Source organism: Streptomyces sp. NPDC043861 (assembly GCF_056435905.1).
This window is the reverse complement of sequence record NZ_JBWKDP010000008.1, coordinates 84,254-100,023: the sequence shown is the minus strand read 5'-3', so window position 1 is coordinate 100,023 and position 15,770 is coordinate 84,254. Positions and strand designations below refer to the sequence as shown.

Annotated in this window: 13 protein-coding genes; 4 read left to right on the top strand and 9 right to left on the bottom strand. The window is 71.0% G+C overall.

What is annotated here, in order from left to right; genetic code table 11:
• The first annotated feature begins 314 nt into the window (after positions 1-314).
• Entirely contained in the window at positions 315-638 is a 324-nt protein-coding gene (locus tag AC068D_RS19780) for a hypothetical protein (protein WP_478824303.1), read from the top strand.
• Here AC068D_RS19780 and AC068D_RS19775 read toward each other — a convergent pair.
• Both AC068D_RS19775 and AC068D_RS19770 read right to left on the bottom strand, forming a co-directional pair.
• On the bottom strand, positions 624-1,397 hold the full coding sequence (locus tag AC068D_RS19775) for an RDD family protein (RefSeq protein ID WP_478824302.1): 774 nt from the start codon (positions 1,395-1,397) through the stop codon (positions 624-626). The two genes, AC068D_RS19780 and AC068D_RS19775, sit on opposite strands and share 15 nt — an antisense overlap.
• 95 nt (positions 1,398-1,492) lie before the next feature.
• On the bottom strand, positions 1,493-2,938 hold the full coding sequence (locus AC068D_RS19770) for an RDD family protein (RefSeq protein WP_478824301.1): 1,446 nt from the start codon (positions 2,936-2,938) through the stop codon (positions 1,493-1,495).
• A 255-nt stretch (positions 2,939-3,193) separates the two neighbouring features.
• Between AC068D_RS19770 and AC068D_RS19765 the strand changes: the two genes are divergently transcribed.
• Positions 3,194-3,706, top strand: coding sequence for an SsgA family sporulation/cell division regulator (locus AC068D_RS19765; protein ID WP_478824300.1), 513 nt, complete (start codon positions 3,194-3,196; stop codon positions 3,704-3,706).
• Between the two features lie 455 nt (positions 3,707-4,161).
• Here AC068D_RS19765 and AC068D_RS19760 read toward each other — a convergent pair whose 3' ends face one another.
• The gene (locus AC068D_RS19760; RefSeq protein ID WP_478824299.1) at positions 4,162-4,542 is read right to left on the bottom strand and encodes a VOC family protein; all 381 of its coding nucleotides are present in this window, start codon (positions 4,540-4,542) and stop codon (positions 4,162-4,164) included.
• A gap of 188 nt (positions 4,543-4,730) precedes the next feature.
• A complete protein-coding gene (locus AC068D_RS19755) occupies positions 4,731-6,110 on the bottom strand; it encodes an FAD-binding oxidoreductase (RefSeq protein ID WP_478824298.1) in 1,380 nt (459 codons plus the stop codon).
• A 108-nt stretch (positions 6,111-6,218) separates the two neighbouring features.
• On the opposite strand from AC068D_RS19755, the gene AC068D_RS19750 reads away from it, so the two are divergent.
• Entirely contained in the window at positions 6,219-7,976 is a 1,758-nt protein-coding gene (locus tag AC068D_RS19750; protein WP_478824297.1) for a tetratricopeptide repeat protein, read from the top strand.
• A gap of 228 nt (positions 7,977-8,204) precedes the next feature.
• Here the strand turns inward: AC068D_RS19750 and hppD are convergent, their stop codons facing one another.
• A complete protein-coding gene (gene hppD, locus AC068D_RS19745; protein WP_478824296.1) occupies positions 8,205-9,350 on the bottom strand; it encodes a 4-hydroxyphenylpyruvate dioxygenase in 1,146 nt (381 codons plus the stop codon).
• A 122-nt stretch (positions 9,351-9,472) separates the two neighbouring features.
• Here hppD and AC068D_RS19740 point away from each other — a divergent pair, with 122 nt between their 5' ends.
• The gene (locus AC068D_RS19740) at positions 9,473-9,958 is read left to right on the top strand and encodes an Lrp/AsnC family transcriptional regulator (RefSeq protein WP_478824295.1); all 486 of its coding nucleotides are present in this window, start codon (positions 9,473-9,475) and stop codon (positions 9,956-9,958) included.
• A 156-nt stretch (positions 9,959-10,114) separates the two neighbouring features.
• Here AC068D_RS19740 and AC068D_RS19735 read toward each other — a convergent pair whose 3' ends face one another.
• The 4 genes from AC068D_RS19735 to AC068D_RS19720 form a co-directional block, all read right to left on the bottom strand.
• Entirely contained in the window at positions 10,115-10,909 is a 795-nt protein-coding gene (locus AC068D_RS19735; RefSeq protein WP_478824294.1) for a S16 family serine protease, read from the bottom strand.
• Positions 10,910-11,020: 111 nt separating this feature from the next.
• Positions 11,021-11,662 carry an IclR family transcriptional regulator gene (locus AC068D_RS19730; protein WP_478824293.1) on the bottom strand — a complete coding sequence of 214 codons (642 nt, stop codon included), beginning with the start codon at positions 11,660-11,662 and terminating at the stop codon, positions 11,021-11,023.
• A 463-nt stretch (positions 11,663-12,125) separates the two neighbouring features.
• A complete protein-coding gene (locus AC068D_RS19725) occupies positions 12,126-13,916 on the bottom strand; it encodes a DEAD/DEAH box helicase (RefSeq protein ID WP_478824292.1) in 1,791 nt (596 codons plus the stop codon).
• 305 nt (positions 13,917-14,221) lie between these two features.
• Positions 14,222-15,703 carry an MFS transporter gene (locus tag AC068D_RS19720; RefSeq protein ID WP_478824291.1) on the bottom strand — a complete coding sequence of 494 codons (1,482 nt, stop codon included), beginning with the start codon at positions 15,701-15,703 and terminating at the stop codon, positions 14,222-14,224.
• Positions 15,704-15,770: the final 67 nt, after the last annotated feature.

Below are 15,770 nucleotides of genomic sequence, written 5' to 3'. Positions count from 1 at the left end.
GGTGATGGAGAAAAGACAGCCCTTGACTTGAGCAGAGCAACTGCACTATGTAGTACCGGATTTCCGGAATCCGGACACCGGGACAGGGAGAGTCAAGGGAAAACCCTATAGCCCCTTGCGGCCCACTCACAGGCGCACCGAACCGTCCAGTCCGCGAAACGGATGACTCCATGCGCCCCCCATGCACCGGTACCGTGGGTTAGGTCACGCTTACTACCGGTTCCTCTCGGGCATCCACCGTCATAGGGTCGCCGGACAGTGCGACCCGTTGCGACACCCCCACCGAATTGATGCCCCGAGGGACGGAAACCGTCATGCCGCGTCCGACTGCCGCACAGCTCGCCTACGGTTCGGCCACCGTCGTCATCTCGACCGTCGCCATGCTTCTGCTCTCGCGCACGACCACGGGCATCGGCGTCTCCGTCATCGGGATCGCCGCACTCGCCCTGGGCCTGCTGGTCGCCGTGACCGTACCGCTGCCGGCCAGGGCGAAGGCGGCGCGCACGGCCCGTACGAACCGTGGCGCCGCCGTTCGCGGGGACGCCTCGGCCACCGCGGAGCCCGCCGCCCGCATGTCCGTCGCACACGCGCGTACGGGGGCCGGGCCACGCGTGGGCGAGCACTCACTGCGCCGTTGACACCACCACCGTCTTGGCGGCCTTGTCGTGCAGGCCCTGCTTGTACGGCTTGTCGACGACGATCATGATCGCCAGGATCAGCGGCCAGATGCAGGGGCAGCAGATCAGTTGCGGCAGCCAGAGCACCGCGGCACGGGTGAGCGAGGAGCCGGTGTCGGGAGTGCTCCCGTCGTTGAGCATCGCGACGCGCATCTTCAGCAGCTTCATGCCGACGGTCTGACCGTCCCGCCTGATCAGCAGGGTGTCGTAGCCGACGTACGCCAGGATCGTGATGACCTGGAACACCCACTGCGTGCCGGTGTTGACGTCGGTGAACACATCGTCGAAGTCGTCCGAGCCCACCCCGCGGTAGATCCCGAACGGGATGCCGATGAGTGCGAGCGGGATGAGGACGATCAGCCAGTCGATGATGCGGGCGGCGATGCGCTTCCCTGCGTCGGCGAGCGGGGGCATGCCGTGCAGGGGGTCGGCTGCGCCGTACGGGTCCCCGCCGTAGGCACCCGCGTCGTACGGCGGGGGCGTGCCGCCGGCACCGCCGTAGGGGGGACCGTACGGCGAGCCGGGGGGCGGCGTGCCGTAGGGACCTTCACCGGGCGGAGGCCCCCCGGGCGGGGGTCCGCCGGGCGGGGGTCCGCCGGGTGGGGGTCCGCCGGGTGGGGGCGTGGGCTCCTGGGGCCCCGGCGGCTGCTGGGGCTCCTGAGGCCTCTTACGGAACGGATCGTCCTCGGGCGGCTGTCCGGGCGGCTGGTCGTTGCTCATGGGGGCAGTGCACCGCGCCCGGCCGCACCCCGCAACGGTTCACGCGCCGTTCGGGGGACTATCGGGGCCAGAGGACTGACAGGGCGTCAGCCGGGTCAGTCGGCGACGAACGTGTGCGCCGCCTTGTCGTGCCAGCACTGCCGCCAGGGCCGGTCGAACAGACACCACAGCACATTGACGACACCGATGAGCAGTACGCCCAGCACCCCGTGCACCAGCCAGCGCAGCAGCGCCGCCGTGAAGGCGGGCGGCTGGTGCGACTCGATGTGCCGCACCTCGAGCCCCATCAGCTTCTTGCCGAGCGTACGTCCCCATTTGGCCGTCGGGAGTGCCTCGTACAGCACGCCGAGCAGAAGCATCGCAACCAGCGCGAGGCCGAGCTGTGTCCCCGTCGTCCCGTCGAGCAGCCAGACGGTGACCGTCTCGCCGGACAACTTCGCCGCCTCGATCTTCTCGTCGATGTGCGTCATCGCCGCGGAGATGAGCGGGAGGGCAGCGGCTCCGGCCACCGCGCCGAGTACGACGGTGTCGATCAGCCGCGCCACGAACCGCTTCCCGAACGCGGCGGGACGGGCCGCTGCCTGAGCCTGGGCGGCCTGCAGGAACGGATCGTTCACCGGCGGCTTCCACGGCAGGACCGGCTGCTGTTCGGCCTCGGCCTGGACCTGGGCGAGCCGGTGCACCTGCTGCGCCCAGGACGCGGCACCGCCCCCGGCCCCGGCACTCACCGGCGCCTGCTGCTGCGCGGGCACCTGGGGCGGTGCCTCTGCCGGCGCCTGTGCCGGCGCCTGTGCCGGCGCCTGCTGCTGTGCCTGTCGCTGACGATCGGGCTGCGGCTGCGCGGCGGACTGCTGCGCGACGGGCGGACGGATCGTCATCGTCCCCTCGGCCGGCACGGTGCTGCCCCTCGGCCGCTGGGCACGAGCGGCGGCAGCACCGTCGGGCGCCGGGTTCGCATCACCCACGCTGCGCACTCCGGGCAGCGCACCGCCCGTGGGGTCCGTCGGGGAGGAACCGTCGCCGCCGTCCGCGGAGGCACCGGCCGCGCGGTCGAACCGGACACCGCCACCGGCACCTGGTGCAGCGCCGGCAGCACGCGGGTCCCGGCCGGTGGCGGAGCTCCAGCCCTCGGCCGGGGCGGGGGCCGACGGCCGTTCCGCGGACGTCGCGAGGCCGTCCGCACCGGCGCGTGGGTCCGAGCCCCATGAGACACGGTGGTCGCGGTCGCCGCCGAAGCCCGACTGGTGGGAGGTGTCCGCGTGCCATGCGGAGGCGGGCTCGGACCCGCTGCGCACGGACGGCTCCGGCTCCTCGTCCAGGAAGACGGGACCGGTCTCCTCCACCGAGGGAACGGACGCACCCGCGGGCGCGGCGGCCGATGTCGGCGCGGACAGGTGCTCACCGTCGCGGGGGGCCGGCCGGCTCGTACCCGGCACCCACGCCGCGCCGTTCCAGAACCGGACATATCCGGGGATGGACGGATCTGGATAGAAGCCGGCTGCGGGGCTGCCGTCGCCGGTTGCCGGGGTGGGGGCACTCATCACCGTGGTCCCGTATCTCCTGGAAGGCCTCGAGGGCATCGAATCAGGGTCCACATCTATCAGACCGCCCGGCGACCCTGGGCCAGTCCTTCGATAAGGCCCACTTTCCGGTAACGCTGTGCCTCACCACGGCAGCCGTGAGCGAAGTGACTGAGAAGTTGGTGACGCAAGTCGCGTAATAGTCGGCGGGGAAGGCGCTCTCTCCCTGCGTGGCCCGCCCCCGGGTCTCGTACCAGGAAAGGAAGTCGCACTCTCATGGACGTGGTGGAACGCGAGTTGGAGCTCATGATGGTCCTGTCGCCGGAGCGGAGCATCCCCGTGCCCGCCCGGCTGGCCTATCGCACGGCCGATCCGTATGCGGTGCACATCACTTTCCACGTCGGCTCCGAGCATCCCGTGAGCTGGACCTTCGCCCGCGAGCTGCTGGTGGAGGGGATCTTCAGACCGTGCGGGAACGGCGACGTCCGCATATGGCCGACCAAGGTCGACGGGCGCAGCGTCGTCCTGCTCGCGCTGAGCTCGCCGGACGGGGACGCCCTGCTGGAGGCCTCGGCCTCGCAGCTCTCCGCCTGGCTGGAGCGGACGCTGCGGGTGGTGGCGCCGGGGACCGAGTCGGAGCGGTTCAGCATCGACGAAGCACTGGCCGAGCTGCTGGCGTCGGCTCCTGCGCCCGGCCGCGCCGAGGAGCTGAATCTGCGGGACCCGTCGCCGGCCCTCGGCGGGGAGACCCCACGGCCACCGGACGAGCCGCAGGACGGTGAGGCATAGGCCGCGGCCGGGCGGCCGGTGCGAGGCGGACGGGAAGCACGGGTTGCTCTTGTCCTACGTGCCGCCGCCCGTCCGGCCGGGGGGGTCACACATGCTCCGCGCCGCTCGTGACCTGGGCCGCAGGTGTGCGCGGGCCGGGTCCTGTCGGGCGGTCCTCGAGGATCGGCCCGCGGCGTCGTATGCACGGGGTCTCCCCGGGCCGCCGGGGGCCGGGGCCGGTGGAAGCATCGCAAGGCGGTGGAACCACTCCCCCTGGCTCCGCCGGGGTGCCCCCACCCGGCCGGCAGGCCGGGAAGGAGCGCCCTCATACCGCGGACGTACTCGGGCGACTCCGACAACGCAGCGTGGGGGTACTCCCCCTGGCTCCGCCGGGGGTGCCCCCACCCGGCGGTAGCCGGTGGAGTGGAGCACCGCAGCTGGTCGCCGCGGGCCCGAGAAGATCGCCCGGACACGACCTACACGTAGGTGTGGGTGATGAACTCTATGGAGTGGCCGTCCGGATCGTCGATGTACAGCCCTCGGCCCCCGAAGTGGTTGTTGATCCGCTGGGGCTCGGCATGCACGGGATCGGCCCAGTAGGGGAGTTCCCGCTCCTTGATCCGGCCGAAGATCGCGTCGAACTCCTCGTCGGAGACGAGGAACGCCAGGTGCTGGGAGACGATGTCGGCGTCCGCCCGCTCGTCGAGATAGTCGAGTGTGACCCCGTTGGCGAGCGGGACGCTCGCGAAGGGGCCGAAGGGCTTGGGTTCGGGCGCGTCGATCAGTTCGGTGAGGAAGCGGGCCGCGGCGAAGCGGTCACGGCTGTGGACGATGGTGTGGTCAAGGCGTGCGGGCACGGCTCCTCCTTCGTCGTCGGTACTTCCACGCTAGGACGCGGGCCGTACCCGGGGCCATCGGCCATGGGGACCGGGACCGTAGTCCCGTGGAGCCTCGGTCCGAAGGACCCGGGCCCCTGCCTCCGTTGCCCCGCTCCCGCGCCGTGCCCCGTCGGGTCACTGCCGTCGGACCGAAATCACTCCGGAACTCAGAAGATCTTGCCCGGATTGAGAATGCCCAGCGGATCGAAGGTCTGCTTGATGCCGCGCTGCAACTCGACGCCCACCGGGCCGAGTTCACGCGCAAGCCATTCCTTCTTCAGCACGCCCACACCGTGTTCGCCGGTGATCGTGCCGCCGAGCGCCAGCCCGAGCGCCATGATCTCGTCGAACGACTCACGCGCCCGCCGGGACTCGTCGGGGTCGGTGTGGTCGAAGCACACGACGGGGTGGGTGTTGCCGTCACCGGCGTGGGCGCAGACGCCGATCGTGAGGTCGTACTTCTCCGCCACGGCCGCCGTTCCGTCGAGCATCGCGGCGAGTTTCGAGCGCGGAACGCAGACGTCGTCGATCATCGTGGCGGACTTGACGGTCTCCAGTGCGGTGAGCGAGAGCCGACGGGCCTGGAGCAGCAACTCGGACTCGGCGGCGTCCTCGGCGGGAACGACCTGTGTGGCTCCGGCCGCCGTGCACAGCTCGCCGACCGCCGCCAGGTCCGCGGCCGGGTCGGGGGTGTCGAAGGCGGCGAGCAGCAACGCCTCGGTGGAGTCGGGGAGACCCATCTGCGCCATCCTGTTGACGGCATGGATGGTCGTCCGGTCCATGAGCTCGAGGAGCGAGGGTGTGTGGCCGCGCTCCATGATCGCGCACACGGCGTCGCAGGCGGCCGCCGCGGAAGGGAACTCCGCGGCCAGGACGAGCTGCTCGGGCGGCTGCGGCTTGAGTGCGAGGACGGCCTTGACGACGATGCCCAGGCTGCCCTCGGAGCCGACGAAGAGCCGTGTGAGGTCGTATCCGGCGACGCCCTTGGCGGTGCGGCGGCCGGTGGTGAGGAGGCGGCCGTCGGCGAGCACGACGTCGAGGCCGAGGACGTATTCGGCGGTGACTCCGTACTTGACGCAGCACAGGCCCCCCGAGGCCGTGCCGATGTTGCCGCCGATGGTGCACATCTCCCAGCTGGACGGGTCCGGCGGGTAGTACAGGCCGTGCTCGCCGACGGCGCGGCTGAGCGTGGCGTTGACGACGCCGGGCTCGACGACGGCGATCCGGTCGACGGGGCTGATCTCCAGGATCCGGTCCATCTTGACGAGTGAGAGCACGATGCAGCCGTCCGAGGCGTTGGCGGCGCCCGACAGCCCGGTGCGGGCGCCCTGCGGCACGACCGGGACACGCAGCTCGGTCGCGGTGCGCATGACGTGCTGGACCTGCTCGACGGTGCGGGGCAGTACCACGACGGCCGGGTTTCCCGCGTCGCAGAAGCTCGCCATGTCATTGGCGTACGAGGCCGTGATGTCCGGGTCGGTGATCAGGGCATCGGCCGGGAGTCCTGCGCGCAGCCCGGAAACGAGCCTGGAGAGGAGATCGTCCATGATCCCAGACTTGCACCGGGGGCCATCGGTGTGAACCCGTCTGCGAACCGGTTCGCTGCACCGGGTGTGCTCTTCGTATTGGCTGGATGCTGGCGCACAGTGATCGCCATGAAGACGCGATACGCGCCAAACATCAGGAATGCCGCGATCGGCACGCTGGTCGCCGCGGGACTGGTCGCCGGGGTCCTGGTCTTCGGCCCGGGAACCGGCGCTCCGCCTCCCGCTTCAGGACCCGCGGCCCGTGCGCTGCACGCGAGGGGTGCCGGGGCGCCCGCGTCGCTGAACGATCTGTCGGCACTGATCGTGAACCGGGAGAAGTGGGTGCGCTCACGCCCTGCGGACGCGGCGGCGTGGGCTCTGCTCGGTTCCGCGTACGTGGAGCGGGCGGCGCTGGTCGGTGCATGGTCGGACTATCCGAAGGCGGAGGAGGCACTGCAGCGTTCGCTGGCCGCGCTGCCCGCTGCGAAGGGAAACGCGGAGGCTCAACTGGGGATGGCGGCGCTGGCGAACGCACGACGGGACCATGCGTCGGCGAAGCGATGGGCGGAGGCCGTCCGCGCGCGGACACCGAAGCACTGGGCCGCGTATCCGGTGCTGATGGACGCGTACAACGGTCTCGGCGACTACAAGGCGGCGGAGCAGGCGCAGAAGATGCTGGAGAAGCTGCGGCCGGGCACCGCTCCCACGCTGGGCCGCGCGGCACAGGTCTACCGCGATCACGGATTGCGTGAGGACTCGGCGGGGAAGGCGTACGAGGCGCTGACGCGGGTGGGCAGCAAGGCGGAGAAGGCTGTGGCCCTGCACCGTCTGGGTGAACTGGCGTGGGAGCAGGGCGAGCCGGGCGATGCCGTCGGGCACTACGACGCGGCGCTGCGGGTCGATCCCGGGCACCATCCGTCGCTCGCGGGCAGGGCGCGCGCACTGGCGGCCCTGGGGCGTACGGACGAGGCGATGCGGGACTACGAGGCGGCCCTGGAGGTGCTGCCGCTGCCGGAGTACGCGCTGGAGGCCGGTGAGCTGTACGAATCGCTGGGGCTGGACGGGGACGCGCACACGCAGTACGCGCTGGTGCGCACCCGGGTGGCCGAGGCACGGAAGTACGGGGTCAGCGAGGAACTGGTGCTCGCGCGGTACGAGGCGGACCACGGTGACGCGCCGTCGGCGGTGCGCAGGCTGACTCAGGAGTGGGAGCGAGGCCGGCGGAATGTGTACATCGCGGATGCGCTGGGGTGGGCGCTGCACCGGGCAGGGCGGTCGGACGAGGGGCTGACGTACGCGAAGCGGGTGGCGACGGTGGGCGTGCGGAACGCGCTGTTCTCGTACCACCGCGGCGCGATGGAGCGTGCACTCGGCCTCGGCGGCGCTGCCCGCAGACATCTGGCCGAGGCGCTCCGCATCAACCCGCACTTCTCGCCCCTGCTGGCGAACCGTGCGGAGAAGACCGTGGCCGAGCTGGGCGAGGCCCCGGTGGGCAGCCCGCCCGAGGACGTCACCGGGCGGCCGCGGAGGATCGAACGGGACGAGCCCGACGAGCAGGATCAGGAACAGGAGCGCGAGGGGGCGACGCCCTCGCCGTCGTCGCGGGCCGACGAGAGGTCGAGGCAGACCGGGACCGGGGAGAGCGGGGACGGGGCACGGCAGGCCGACGGGAACGGCGGGGAACCGGGATCCACCGACCGGAACCACCAGGAGCCGGCGCCCACCGGCCAGAACCACGAGCAGTCCGGATCCTCCGGCCGGAACCGCGAGGACTCTGCGCCCGCCGGCCAGAACCGCGAAGAGCCCGGATCCTCCGGCCGGAACCGCGGGGAACACGGCGCGGTCGACGGGCTCCGGATGCCGGAGCGGAGCCCTTCGGCCGGGTGAGCCGGCGCCGGCCGGAGAGGTCTCCCGTCTCCCGGCCGGCTGCCCGCTGCCGCCAGGGTCTTTCGTTTGGATCAGGCTGGATCAGTGAGCGGGTTCCGGTGCGTGCGATCGCAAGGCGGAGGAAGGAGCCCACGCGGAGCGTGGGCGACCGACGACAACGCGGCGAGCGTACGCACCGGGGCACGCGAGCCCGGCAAGATCCAAACGAAAGACCCTAAACGAAAGACCCTAAAGGTTGCCGCGCTTGGCCTGCTCGCGCTCGATCGCCTCGAACAGGGCCTTGAAGTTGCCCTTGCCGAAGCCCATCGAGCCATGACGCTCGATGAGTTCGAAGAAGACGGTCGGACGGTCCTGGACCGGCTTGGTGAAGATCTGGAGCAGATAGCCGTCCTCGTCACGGTCGGCGAGGATCTTCAGCTCACGCAGGGTGTCGACCGGGACGCGGGTGTCGCCGACCCACTCGCCGAGCGTGTCGTAGTACGAGTCCGGCGTGTCCAGGAACTGGACCCCGGCCGCGCGCATCGTGCGGACCGTCTCCACGATGTCGTTCGTCGCGAGCGCGATGTGCTGCACACCCGCACCGCCGTAGAACTCCAGGTACTCGTCGATCTGCGACTTCTTCTTCGCGATCGCGGGCTCGTTGATCGGGAACTTCACCTTGAGCGTGCCGTCGGCGACCACCTTCGACATCAGCGCCGAGTACTCCGTCGCGATGTCGTCGCCCACGAACTCCTTCATGTTCGTGAAGCCCATGACCTTGTTGTAGAAGGCCACCCACTCGTTCATCCTGCCGAGTTCGACATTGCCCACGCAGTGGTCGATCGCCTGGAAGGTGCGCCTCGCCGGGGGCTCGACCATCGGGTCGACGGCGGTGAAGCCGGGCAGGTAGGGACCGTCGTAGCCGGACCGGTCGACCAGGGTGTGGCGGGTGTTGCCGTATGTGGCGATGGCGGCGAGCACCACGGTCCCGTGCTCGTCCTTGACGTCGTACGGCTCCTCGATGCCGCGAGCGCCGTGCTCGACGGCGTAGGCGTACGCCGCGCGGGCGTCCGGCACCTCGATGGCGAGGTCGATGACGCCGTCGCCGTGCTCGGCGACATGGCCGGCGAGGAAGTGGCCCCAGTCGCTGGACGGCTTGATGACGGAGGTGAGGACGAAGCGCGCGGCGCCGTTGGTGAGGACGTACGACGCGGTCTCACGGCTTCCGGTCTCCGGTCCCGCGTACGCGACGAGCTTCATGCCGAAGGCCGTCGAGTAGTAGTGCGCGGCCTGCTTGGCATTGCCGACGGCGAAGACGACCGCGTCCATTCCCTTCACCGGGAAGGGGTCGGCCTGCCGGGCGGTGCGGGGGGTCTGCTCCTGGCTCTCAGTCATGGCGGCAGACTCCCCCCGATCCACAAGCTGCGCAATAGTTTGTGTATCTACTGGGCAACCTGCCCAGTAGCTGCCCGAAATGTTCGGGCGATCTGTACAGGATGACCATCAGGAGGCCATTCATGGCGATCGATCATCTGGACGGCAGGCTCATCCTCCTCCTCGCACGCGAACCGCGGATCGGCGTACTGGAGGCATCCCGCCGTCTCGGAGTCGCGCGCGGCACGGTCCAGGCCCGGCTGGACCGGCTCCAGTCGACCGGGGTCATCCGGGGCTTCGGTCCCGACGTCGACCCGGCGGCCATCGGCTATCCGGTCACCGCCTTCGCGACGCTGGAGATCAAGCAGGGCCAGGGCGCCGACGTCCGGGCCCATCTGGCCACGGTCCCCGAGGTGCTGGAACTGCACACGACCACGGGCCACGGCGACATGCTGTGCCGACTCGTCGCCCGCTCCAACGCGGACCTCCAGCGGGTGATCGACCGGGTGGTCGGCTTCGAGGGGATCGTCCGGGCGTCGACGGCCATCGTGATGGAGAACCCGGTACCGCTGCGGATCATCCCGCTGGTCGAGCAGGCGTCGGCGGACGCCGGCCGCCAAGGGCTGTGACCGGAACACCGGTCGCGGTCGGCCTGCGTCTGGTCGCCGTGCGTCCTCCGCGCACCGCCGCGGCCTGAGCAGGCACGGGCCCACCGAGGGCGACCGCTGTCCCGACGGCTTCCGCCGCCACGGCACGTCCTCAGTGCGTCGGCGGAGTCAACGCACTCAGCAGGTGGGAACCTTGCTCTCGTCCCGGTCCAGCGCACGGAGCGCGTCCACGGTTTCCTTCAGCGTCGTCACGGGGATCAGCCGCATGCCACCGGGGAGTTCGGCCTTGGCATCCACACACTCGGCCTTGGGCACGAGGAAGACGGTCGCCCCGTCCCGGGCCGCGGCCTGGGTCTTGAGGGACACGCCGCCGACCGCACCGATCTGGCCCTCGGCATCGATCGTTCCCGTACCGGCGATGTTGCGGCCACCGGTGAGGTCGCCGCCGGCGCCGTTCCCGTCGAGCTTGTCGATGATGCCGAGCGAGAAGAGCAGCCCGGCACTGGGGCCGCCGACGTCCGCGAGATTCAGGGTGACCTTGACGGTCCCCGGGTCCTCGTCGAGATAGCCCAGAGCGGCTTCCACCGCGCTGTCCTGGGACTTCTCCATCTCGGCGACGTTGTGCTTCTCGATCTCCGCGTCGGACTTCCCGGACGGGTAGACCGCGTCGTGGGGCAGCACCGCACGGTCCGTACGGAACCAGGCATCCACCACATCACCGAGGTCCACGTCCACCGACGGCCCGGTCGCCATGATCGTCGTCATGCGCAGCTCCCCCTGCGTCTTCCGCGTGGGAGCCCCGGAGATCGTGATCACCGGCTTCCCCTGATCGGCGCCCAGCACATTGGTGGTCTGTCCGGGCTGCGCCAGCGCGAACGGCAACGGCGCAAGCCCGGCGACCGCGAGCAGCGCGACGACGGGGACGGCGCTAACGACGAGAGCTCGCGGGCGCGAGAGGCGGGAGAGGAACACGGTGTCAATCTAGCGGTCGAGTCCGTGCGCCCCGGCGCCGGTCGGCGCATGGGGACGGTGGCAGGGGGCGCCGAACGGTGGATGGCCGTGGGCAGGCTCCCGCGGCGTGCGTCACCGCAGCGCGTCAGCCACCTCACGGGCCGCGTCCACCACGCGCGGGCCCACCCGCTCAGGGACGGAGTCCGCGAGCATGACCACGCCGACACTGCCCTCTATGCCCGTCACGCCGATCAGCGCCGCGGCGGCGCCGCTCGCGCCCGCCTCGAGTTCACCGTGGGTGAGGGTGTACGACGGTTCGGTGAGGCCGGCCTGGCGGGCCGCGAGGATGGCCTTGCCCGCGGCGCCACGGTCCAGCGGGTGCCGGAAACCGGCCCGGTAGGCGACGTGGTAGTCGGTCCAGGTCGGCTCCACGACCGCGACGGCGAGCGCCTCAGCCCCGTCGACCAGGGTCAGATGGGCCGTGGCTCCGATGTCCTCGGCGAGTGAGCGCAGCGCGGGCAGCGCCGCCTCCCGTACCAGCGGGTGCACCTGCCGGCCGAGCCGCAGCACACCGAGCCCCACCCGGGCGCGGCCGCCCAGGTCGCGGCGGACGAGGGCGTGCTGCTCCAGAGTGGCGAGCAGCCGGTAGACCACGGTCCTGTTCACACCGAGCCGGTTGGACAGTTCGGTGACCGTCAGACCGTGATCGGTGTCGGCGAGCAGCTTGAGGACACGAAGCCCTCGGTCGAGCGTCTGGGAAGTTTCCGCGGTCACGACGCCCTCTCCTTCGGAGTGAGTGTCGGCGACATCTCGCGGGCTGTGCTGCGGCACCGTCCCACGGAGCGACCGCACACACCCAGAGGCCGCCGGCAGGTCAAGGCACACCGGCTGCGCTCCGCGGCGGCGCTGCCACGGGGCGTTGTCAATGCGGGGAATGTAGCGATCGTCTCCGCTCAGCGGAAGACCTCGTCCAGAATCCGGGCGCTGAGGCCGCTTTTACACCCCCAGGGGGGTCACAACTCTGGACGACTCGGGCCGGCGTTCGACGAGGTCCACGGTGTCCACGGGCCACGTCCCCAGGGAGCTTTCGGCGTCGGACAAAAGCCCCGGTCCTGTCGCTCGGCTCCATGACGTGGTCGGCGCCACGGAAGCCGGAGCCGCCGGGCCGGCACCAGCGGCGGGCGCCGCGAGGGCAACACCACGCCCGAGCGCCCGCAGGGGCAACACCACGAGGGCGTCACCGCATCCGCGTCGCCCATTCCTGGACCTTCTTGATCCGCTCACGGAGCTGCCCCGCCGTCGCCTCCGCGCTCGGCGGTCCGCCGCACACCCGCCGCAGCTCGGTGTGGATGACGCCGTGCGGCTTGCCGCTCTGGTGGACGTACGCGCCCACCATGGTGTTCAGCTGCTTCCGCAGTTCCAGCAGCTCCTTGTGGGAGACGACGGGCCGCCGCTCGGCCGGCAGCTCGAGCAGATCCGCCTCCGTGTCCGGCTTCTTCCTGCTGTGCGCGATCTGCCGTGCCTGCCGCTTCTGCAGCAGCAGCTGCACCTGGTCCGGCTCGAGCAGTCCGGGGATGCCGAGATAGTCCTGCTCCTCCTCGCTCCCAGGGTGGGCCTGCATGCCGAACTCGGCGCCGTTGTACATCACCCGGTCGAAGACCGCGTCGGACTCCAGTGCCTCGAAGGGCAGCATGTCCTGTTCGCCGGTGTCCTCGTCCTGCTGTTTGTTCGCCTCGTCCATCTCCTTCTCGGACTCGGCGTAGGGGTCCTCCTCCCCCTCCTTCTTCGGCCGGTCGAGCACATGGTCGCGCTCGACCTCCATCTCGTTGGCGAAGCCGAGCAGCATCGGGATGGTGGGCAGGAAGACGGACGCGGTCTCGCCGCGCCTCCTGGACCGTACGAAACGGCCGACGGCCTGCGCGAAGAACAGCGGTGTCGAGATCGTCGTCGCATAGACGCCGACCGCCAGACGGGGCACGTCGACGCCTTCGGACACCATTCGGACGGCGACCATCCACCGGTCGTCGCCGTCGCTGAACTCGTCGATCCGCTTCGAAGCGCCCGCATCGTCCGAGAGCACGACGGTCGCCCTGGTGCCGGTGATCTCACGGATGAGCTTGGCGTACGCGCGCGCCGAGTCCTGGTCGGACGCGATGACGAGACCGCCGGCGTCCGGGATGCCCTTCCTGACCTCCGTCAGCCGCTGGTCGGCGGCGCGCAGCACGTTGGGCATCCACTCACCGCGCGGATCGAGGGCCGTACGCCACGCCTGTGAGACGGCGTCCTTGGTCATCGGTTCGCCGAGGCGGGCCGCGATCTCGTCGCCCGCCTTGGTGCGCCAGCGCATGTTGCCGCTGTAGGACAGGAAGATGACGGGCCGGACGACACCGTCGCCGAGCGCGTTGCCGTACCCGTACGTGTAGTCGGCGGCCGACCGCCGGATGCCGTCGTTCCCCTCCTCGTAGGTGACGAACGGGATGGGGTTCGTGTCGGACCGGAAGGGCGTACCCGTGAGCGCGAGTCGCCGCGTCGCAGGCTCGAACGCCTCCAGGCACGCCTCGCCCCACGACTTGGAGTCACCTGCGTGGTGGATCTCGTCGAGGATGACGAGGGTCTTGCGCTGCTCACAGCGGTTGCGGTGCAGCATCGGGCGTACGCCGACACCGGCATAGGTGACGGCGACGCCGTGGTACTCCTTGCTGAGCGGGCCCGCGCTGTACTCGGGGTCCAGCTTGATACCTATCCGCGCGGCCGCGGCCGCCCACTGCTTCTTCAGATGCTCGGTCGGCGCGACGACGGTGACCTGCTGCACCACATGGTGGTGCAGCAGCCAGGACGCGAGGGTGAGCGCGAAGGTCGTCTTGCCGGCGCCAGGGGTCGCCACCGCGAGGAAGTCGCGCGGCTGTTCCTGGATGTACTTCTCCATCGCGCCCTGCTGCCAGGCACGCAGTTTTCCGGCCGTGCCCCAGGGGGCGCGGCCGGGAAAGGCGGGTGAGAGGTGGTGGGAGTGCGAGGCGGTGGTAGTCACGGTCTCCGGTTCGGGGCGCTCGGCTGTGTCTCTCGGCGGTGCTGGCAGTCGTACGACAACCGGGCCACCCTACCGGCGGCCCGGCCCCGGTCCCGGCCGAACGAGGCCGTGGCGCCCGCGGGTGCGGCGAGCGTCACAGCACTCCCCCACCGCCCTCGCGGGCCCGTCACGACCACCTCACTCCACCGCACCCCCCCTCCCACCGCGCATCCCGCTCGGAACACGTCGAGGTCCCGCAGCCGGTGCGAGATCCCCGTGCTGTCCCCGGTGCTTCCCGACGCGACCCCGTGCGTGCAGGGGGCGCCTCAGTGGGACCCGGCCACCACGGCCGGAGCCGCGTCCGGGACCTGGGCGTCCTTGAGTCGCGTCGCCACCCATGCACCCACCAGCGCCACCACGGCCATCGGCAGGAACACGGCGGCGAAGGCGACCGGATGCGAGCCGCTCGACGCCGTGTGCGTCGCGCCGACCGCGCCCCCGCCCAGTGCCGCGAACGCCGCGCCGCCCACAGCCAGCAGCAGCACATTGGACAGGCCGTCGGAGATCTGCAGGGCGGCGGAGTTGGTGCCCGCTTCCGCGGGGGCCGACAGCTTCAGCAGCAGCACGCTCGTCGAGCTGATCACCAGCCCCATCCCGAAGCAGCCCCAGGCCCACGCCACACCCACGAGCCACACGGGCACGGACCCGATCAGCACGCTCGGCGCGGTGGCGATCGCAGCGGACACCAGCACCATGCCGACGACCGTCAACCGCTCCCGGTAGGGCTCCAGACGCGGCCGGGACTGTACGTACGAACCCAGCGCCCAGGTCGCCCCGCCCACCGCGAGCGAGAGCCCGGCGAGCGTCGCTGACAGACCGCGCTGGGTGACGAGCATGAGCGGTACGAACGACTCCGCGGCGATGAACGAGCCCGCTGCCACGCCCCGCAGCAGCACGACCGACGGCAGCCCGCGCGCGGCCCGGTACGTGCCGTGCGGCAGCAGTCCGCGTACGGCGGGCACGAGCAGCGTGGCTCCTGCGACGGCCGGGACCAGCGACAGCCATCGCAGGTCCTGGCCCGCGTACTGCAGCAGTCCTGCACCCAGGGATATCGCCAGTGCGAGCCGGATACGCCGCGCGTCGAACGCAGGAACGGGCGCGGCCGGGTCGACCGGCCCCGAGGCCATGCGCCGGATCGCGGGCAGCGCGAGGGCCAGCGGCACCACGACCAGGACCGGGATGCCGACGAACACCCACCGCCAGCCCAGTTGCTCGGTGACCGTCCCGGACGCGAGGGGCCCGATCACGGACGGAACCACCCAGCTGGCGGCGAAGGCAGCCATGATGGGCGGCCGCAGCCGCTCCGGGTACGCGCGGCCGACGACGACGTAGAGCGCGACGATCACCAGCCCGCCGCCGAGCCCCTGCACGGCCCGGCCCATGATGAACAGCCACATCGCCCCGGCCGTCCCCGCCAGCACCAGCCCGGCCGCGAAGGCGGCGATCCCGGCGGTCAGCGCCCCCAGCGGTCCCCGCCGGTCGGCCCACTGTCCCGACACGACCATCCCGAAGAGGCTGGTCGTGAAGTACGCGGAGAACGCGAAGGCGTACAGCTCCACACCACGCAGTTCACGCGCGGCCACCGGCATCGCCGTACCGACGGCGGTCGCCTCGAACGCGATCAGCAGGACGACGGAGACGATGCCGATGCTGAGGGCGCGGTGCTCGCGCCCGAGTACGCCGCCGGGCGCATCATCGGCTTCGAGGTCGCGGCTGCCGTCGGTGCGGCGTGATCCAAGTGGTGCCATGGTCTCAGGGTAAGGGGCATATTTATCGATCACCCCTGTCGTAGGACGGGTCCGGGCTCGGTCCTCG

Bases quoted from the DNA above. Each gene is read 5' to 3' on its own strand.
- AC068D_RS19740 (WP_478824295.1), top strand. From the start codon at position 9,473: ATGGCGATCGATCATCTGGACGGCAGGCTCATCCTCCTCCTCGCACGC.
- AC068D_RS19775 (WP_478824302.1), bottom strand. From the start codon at position 1,397: ATGAGCAACGACCAGCCGCCCGGACAGCCGCCCGAGGACGATCCGTTC.
- hppD (WP_478824296.1), bottom strand. From the start codon at position 9,350: ATGACTGAGAGCCAGGAGCAGACCCCCCGCACCGCCCGGCAGGCCGAC.
- AC068D_RS19765 (WP_478824300.1), top strand. From the start codon at position 3,194: ATGGACGTGGTGGAACGCGAGTTGGAGCTCATGATGGTCCTGTCGCCG.
- AC068D_RS19770 (WP_478824301.1), bottom strand. From the start codon at position 2,938: ATGAGTGCCCCCACCCCGGCAACCGGCGACGGCAGCCCCGCAGCCGGC.
- AC068D_RS19750 (WP_478824297.1), top strand. From the start codon at position 6,219: ATGAAGACGCGATACGCGCCAAACATCAGGAATGCCGCGATCGGCACG.
- AC068D_RS19780 (WP_478824303.1), top strand. From the start codon at position 315: ATGCCGCGTCCGACTGCCGCACAGCTCGCCTACGGTTCGGCCACCGTC.
- AC068D_RS19720 (WP_478824291.1), bottom strand. From the start codon at position 15,703: ATGGCACCACTTGGATCACGCCGCACCGACGGCAGCCGCGACCTCGAA.
- AC068D_RS19755 (WP_478824298.1), bottom strand. From the start codon at position 6,110: ATGGACGATCTCCTCTCCAGGCTCGTTTCCGGGCTGCGCGCAGGACTC.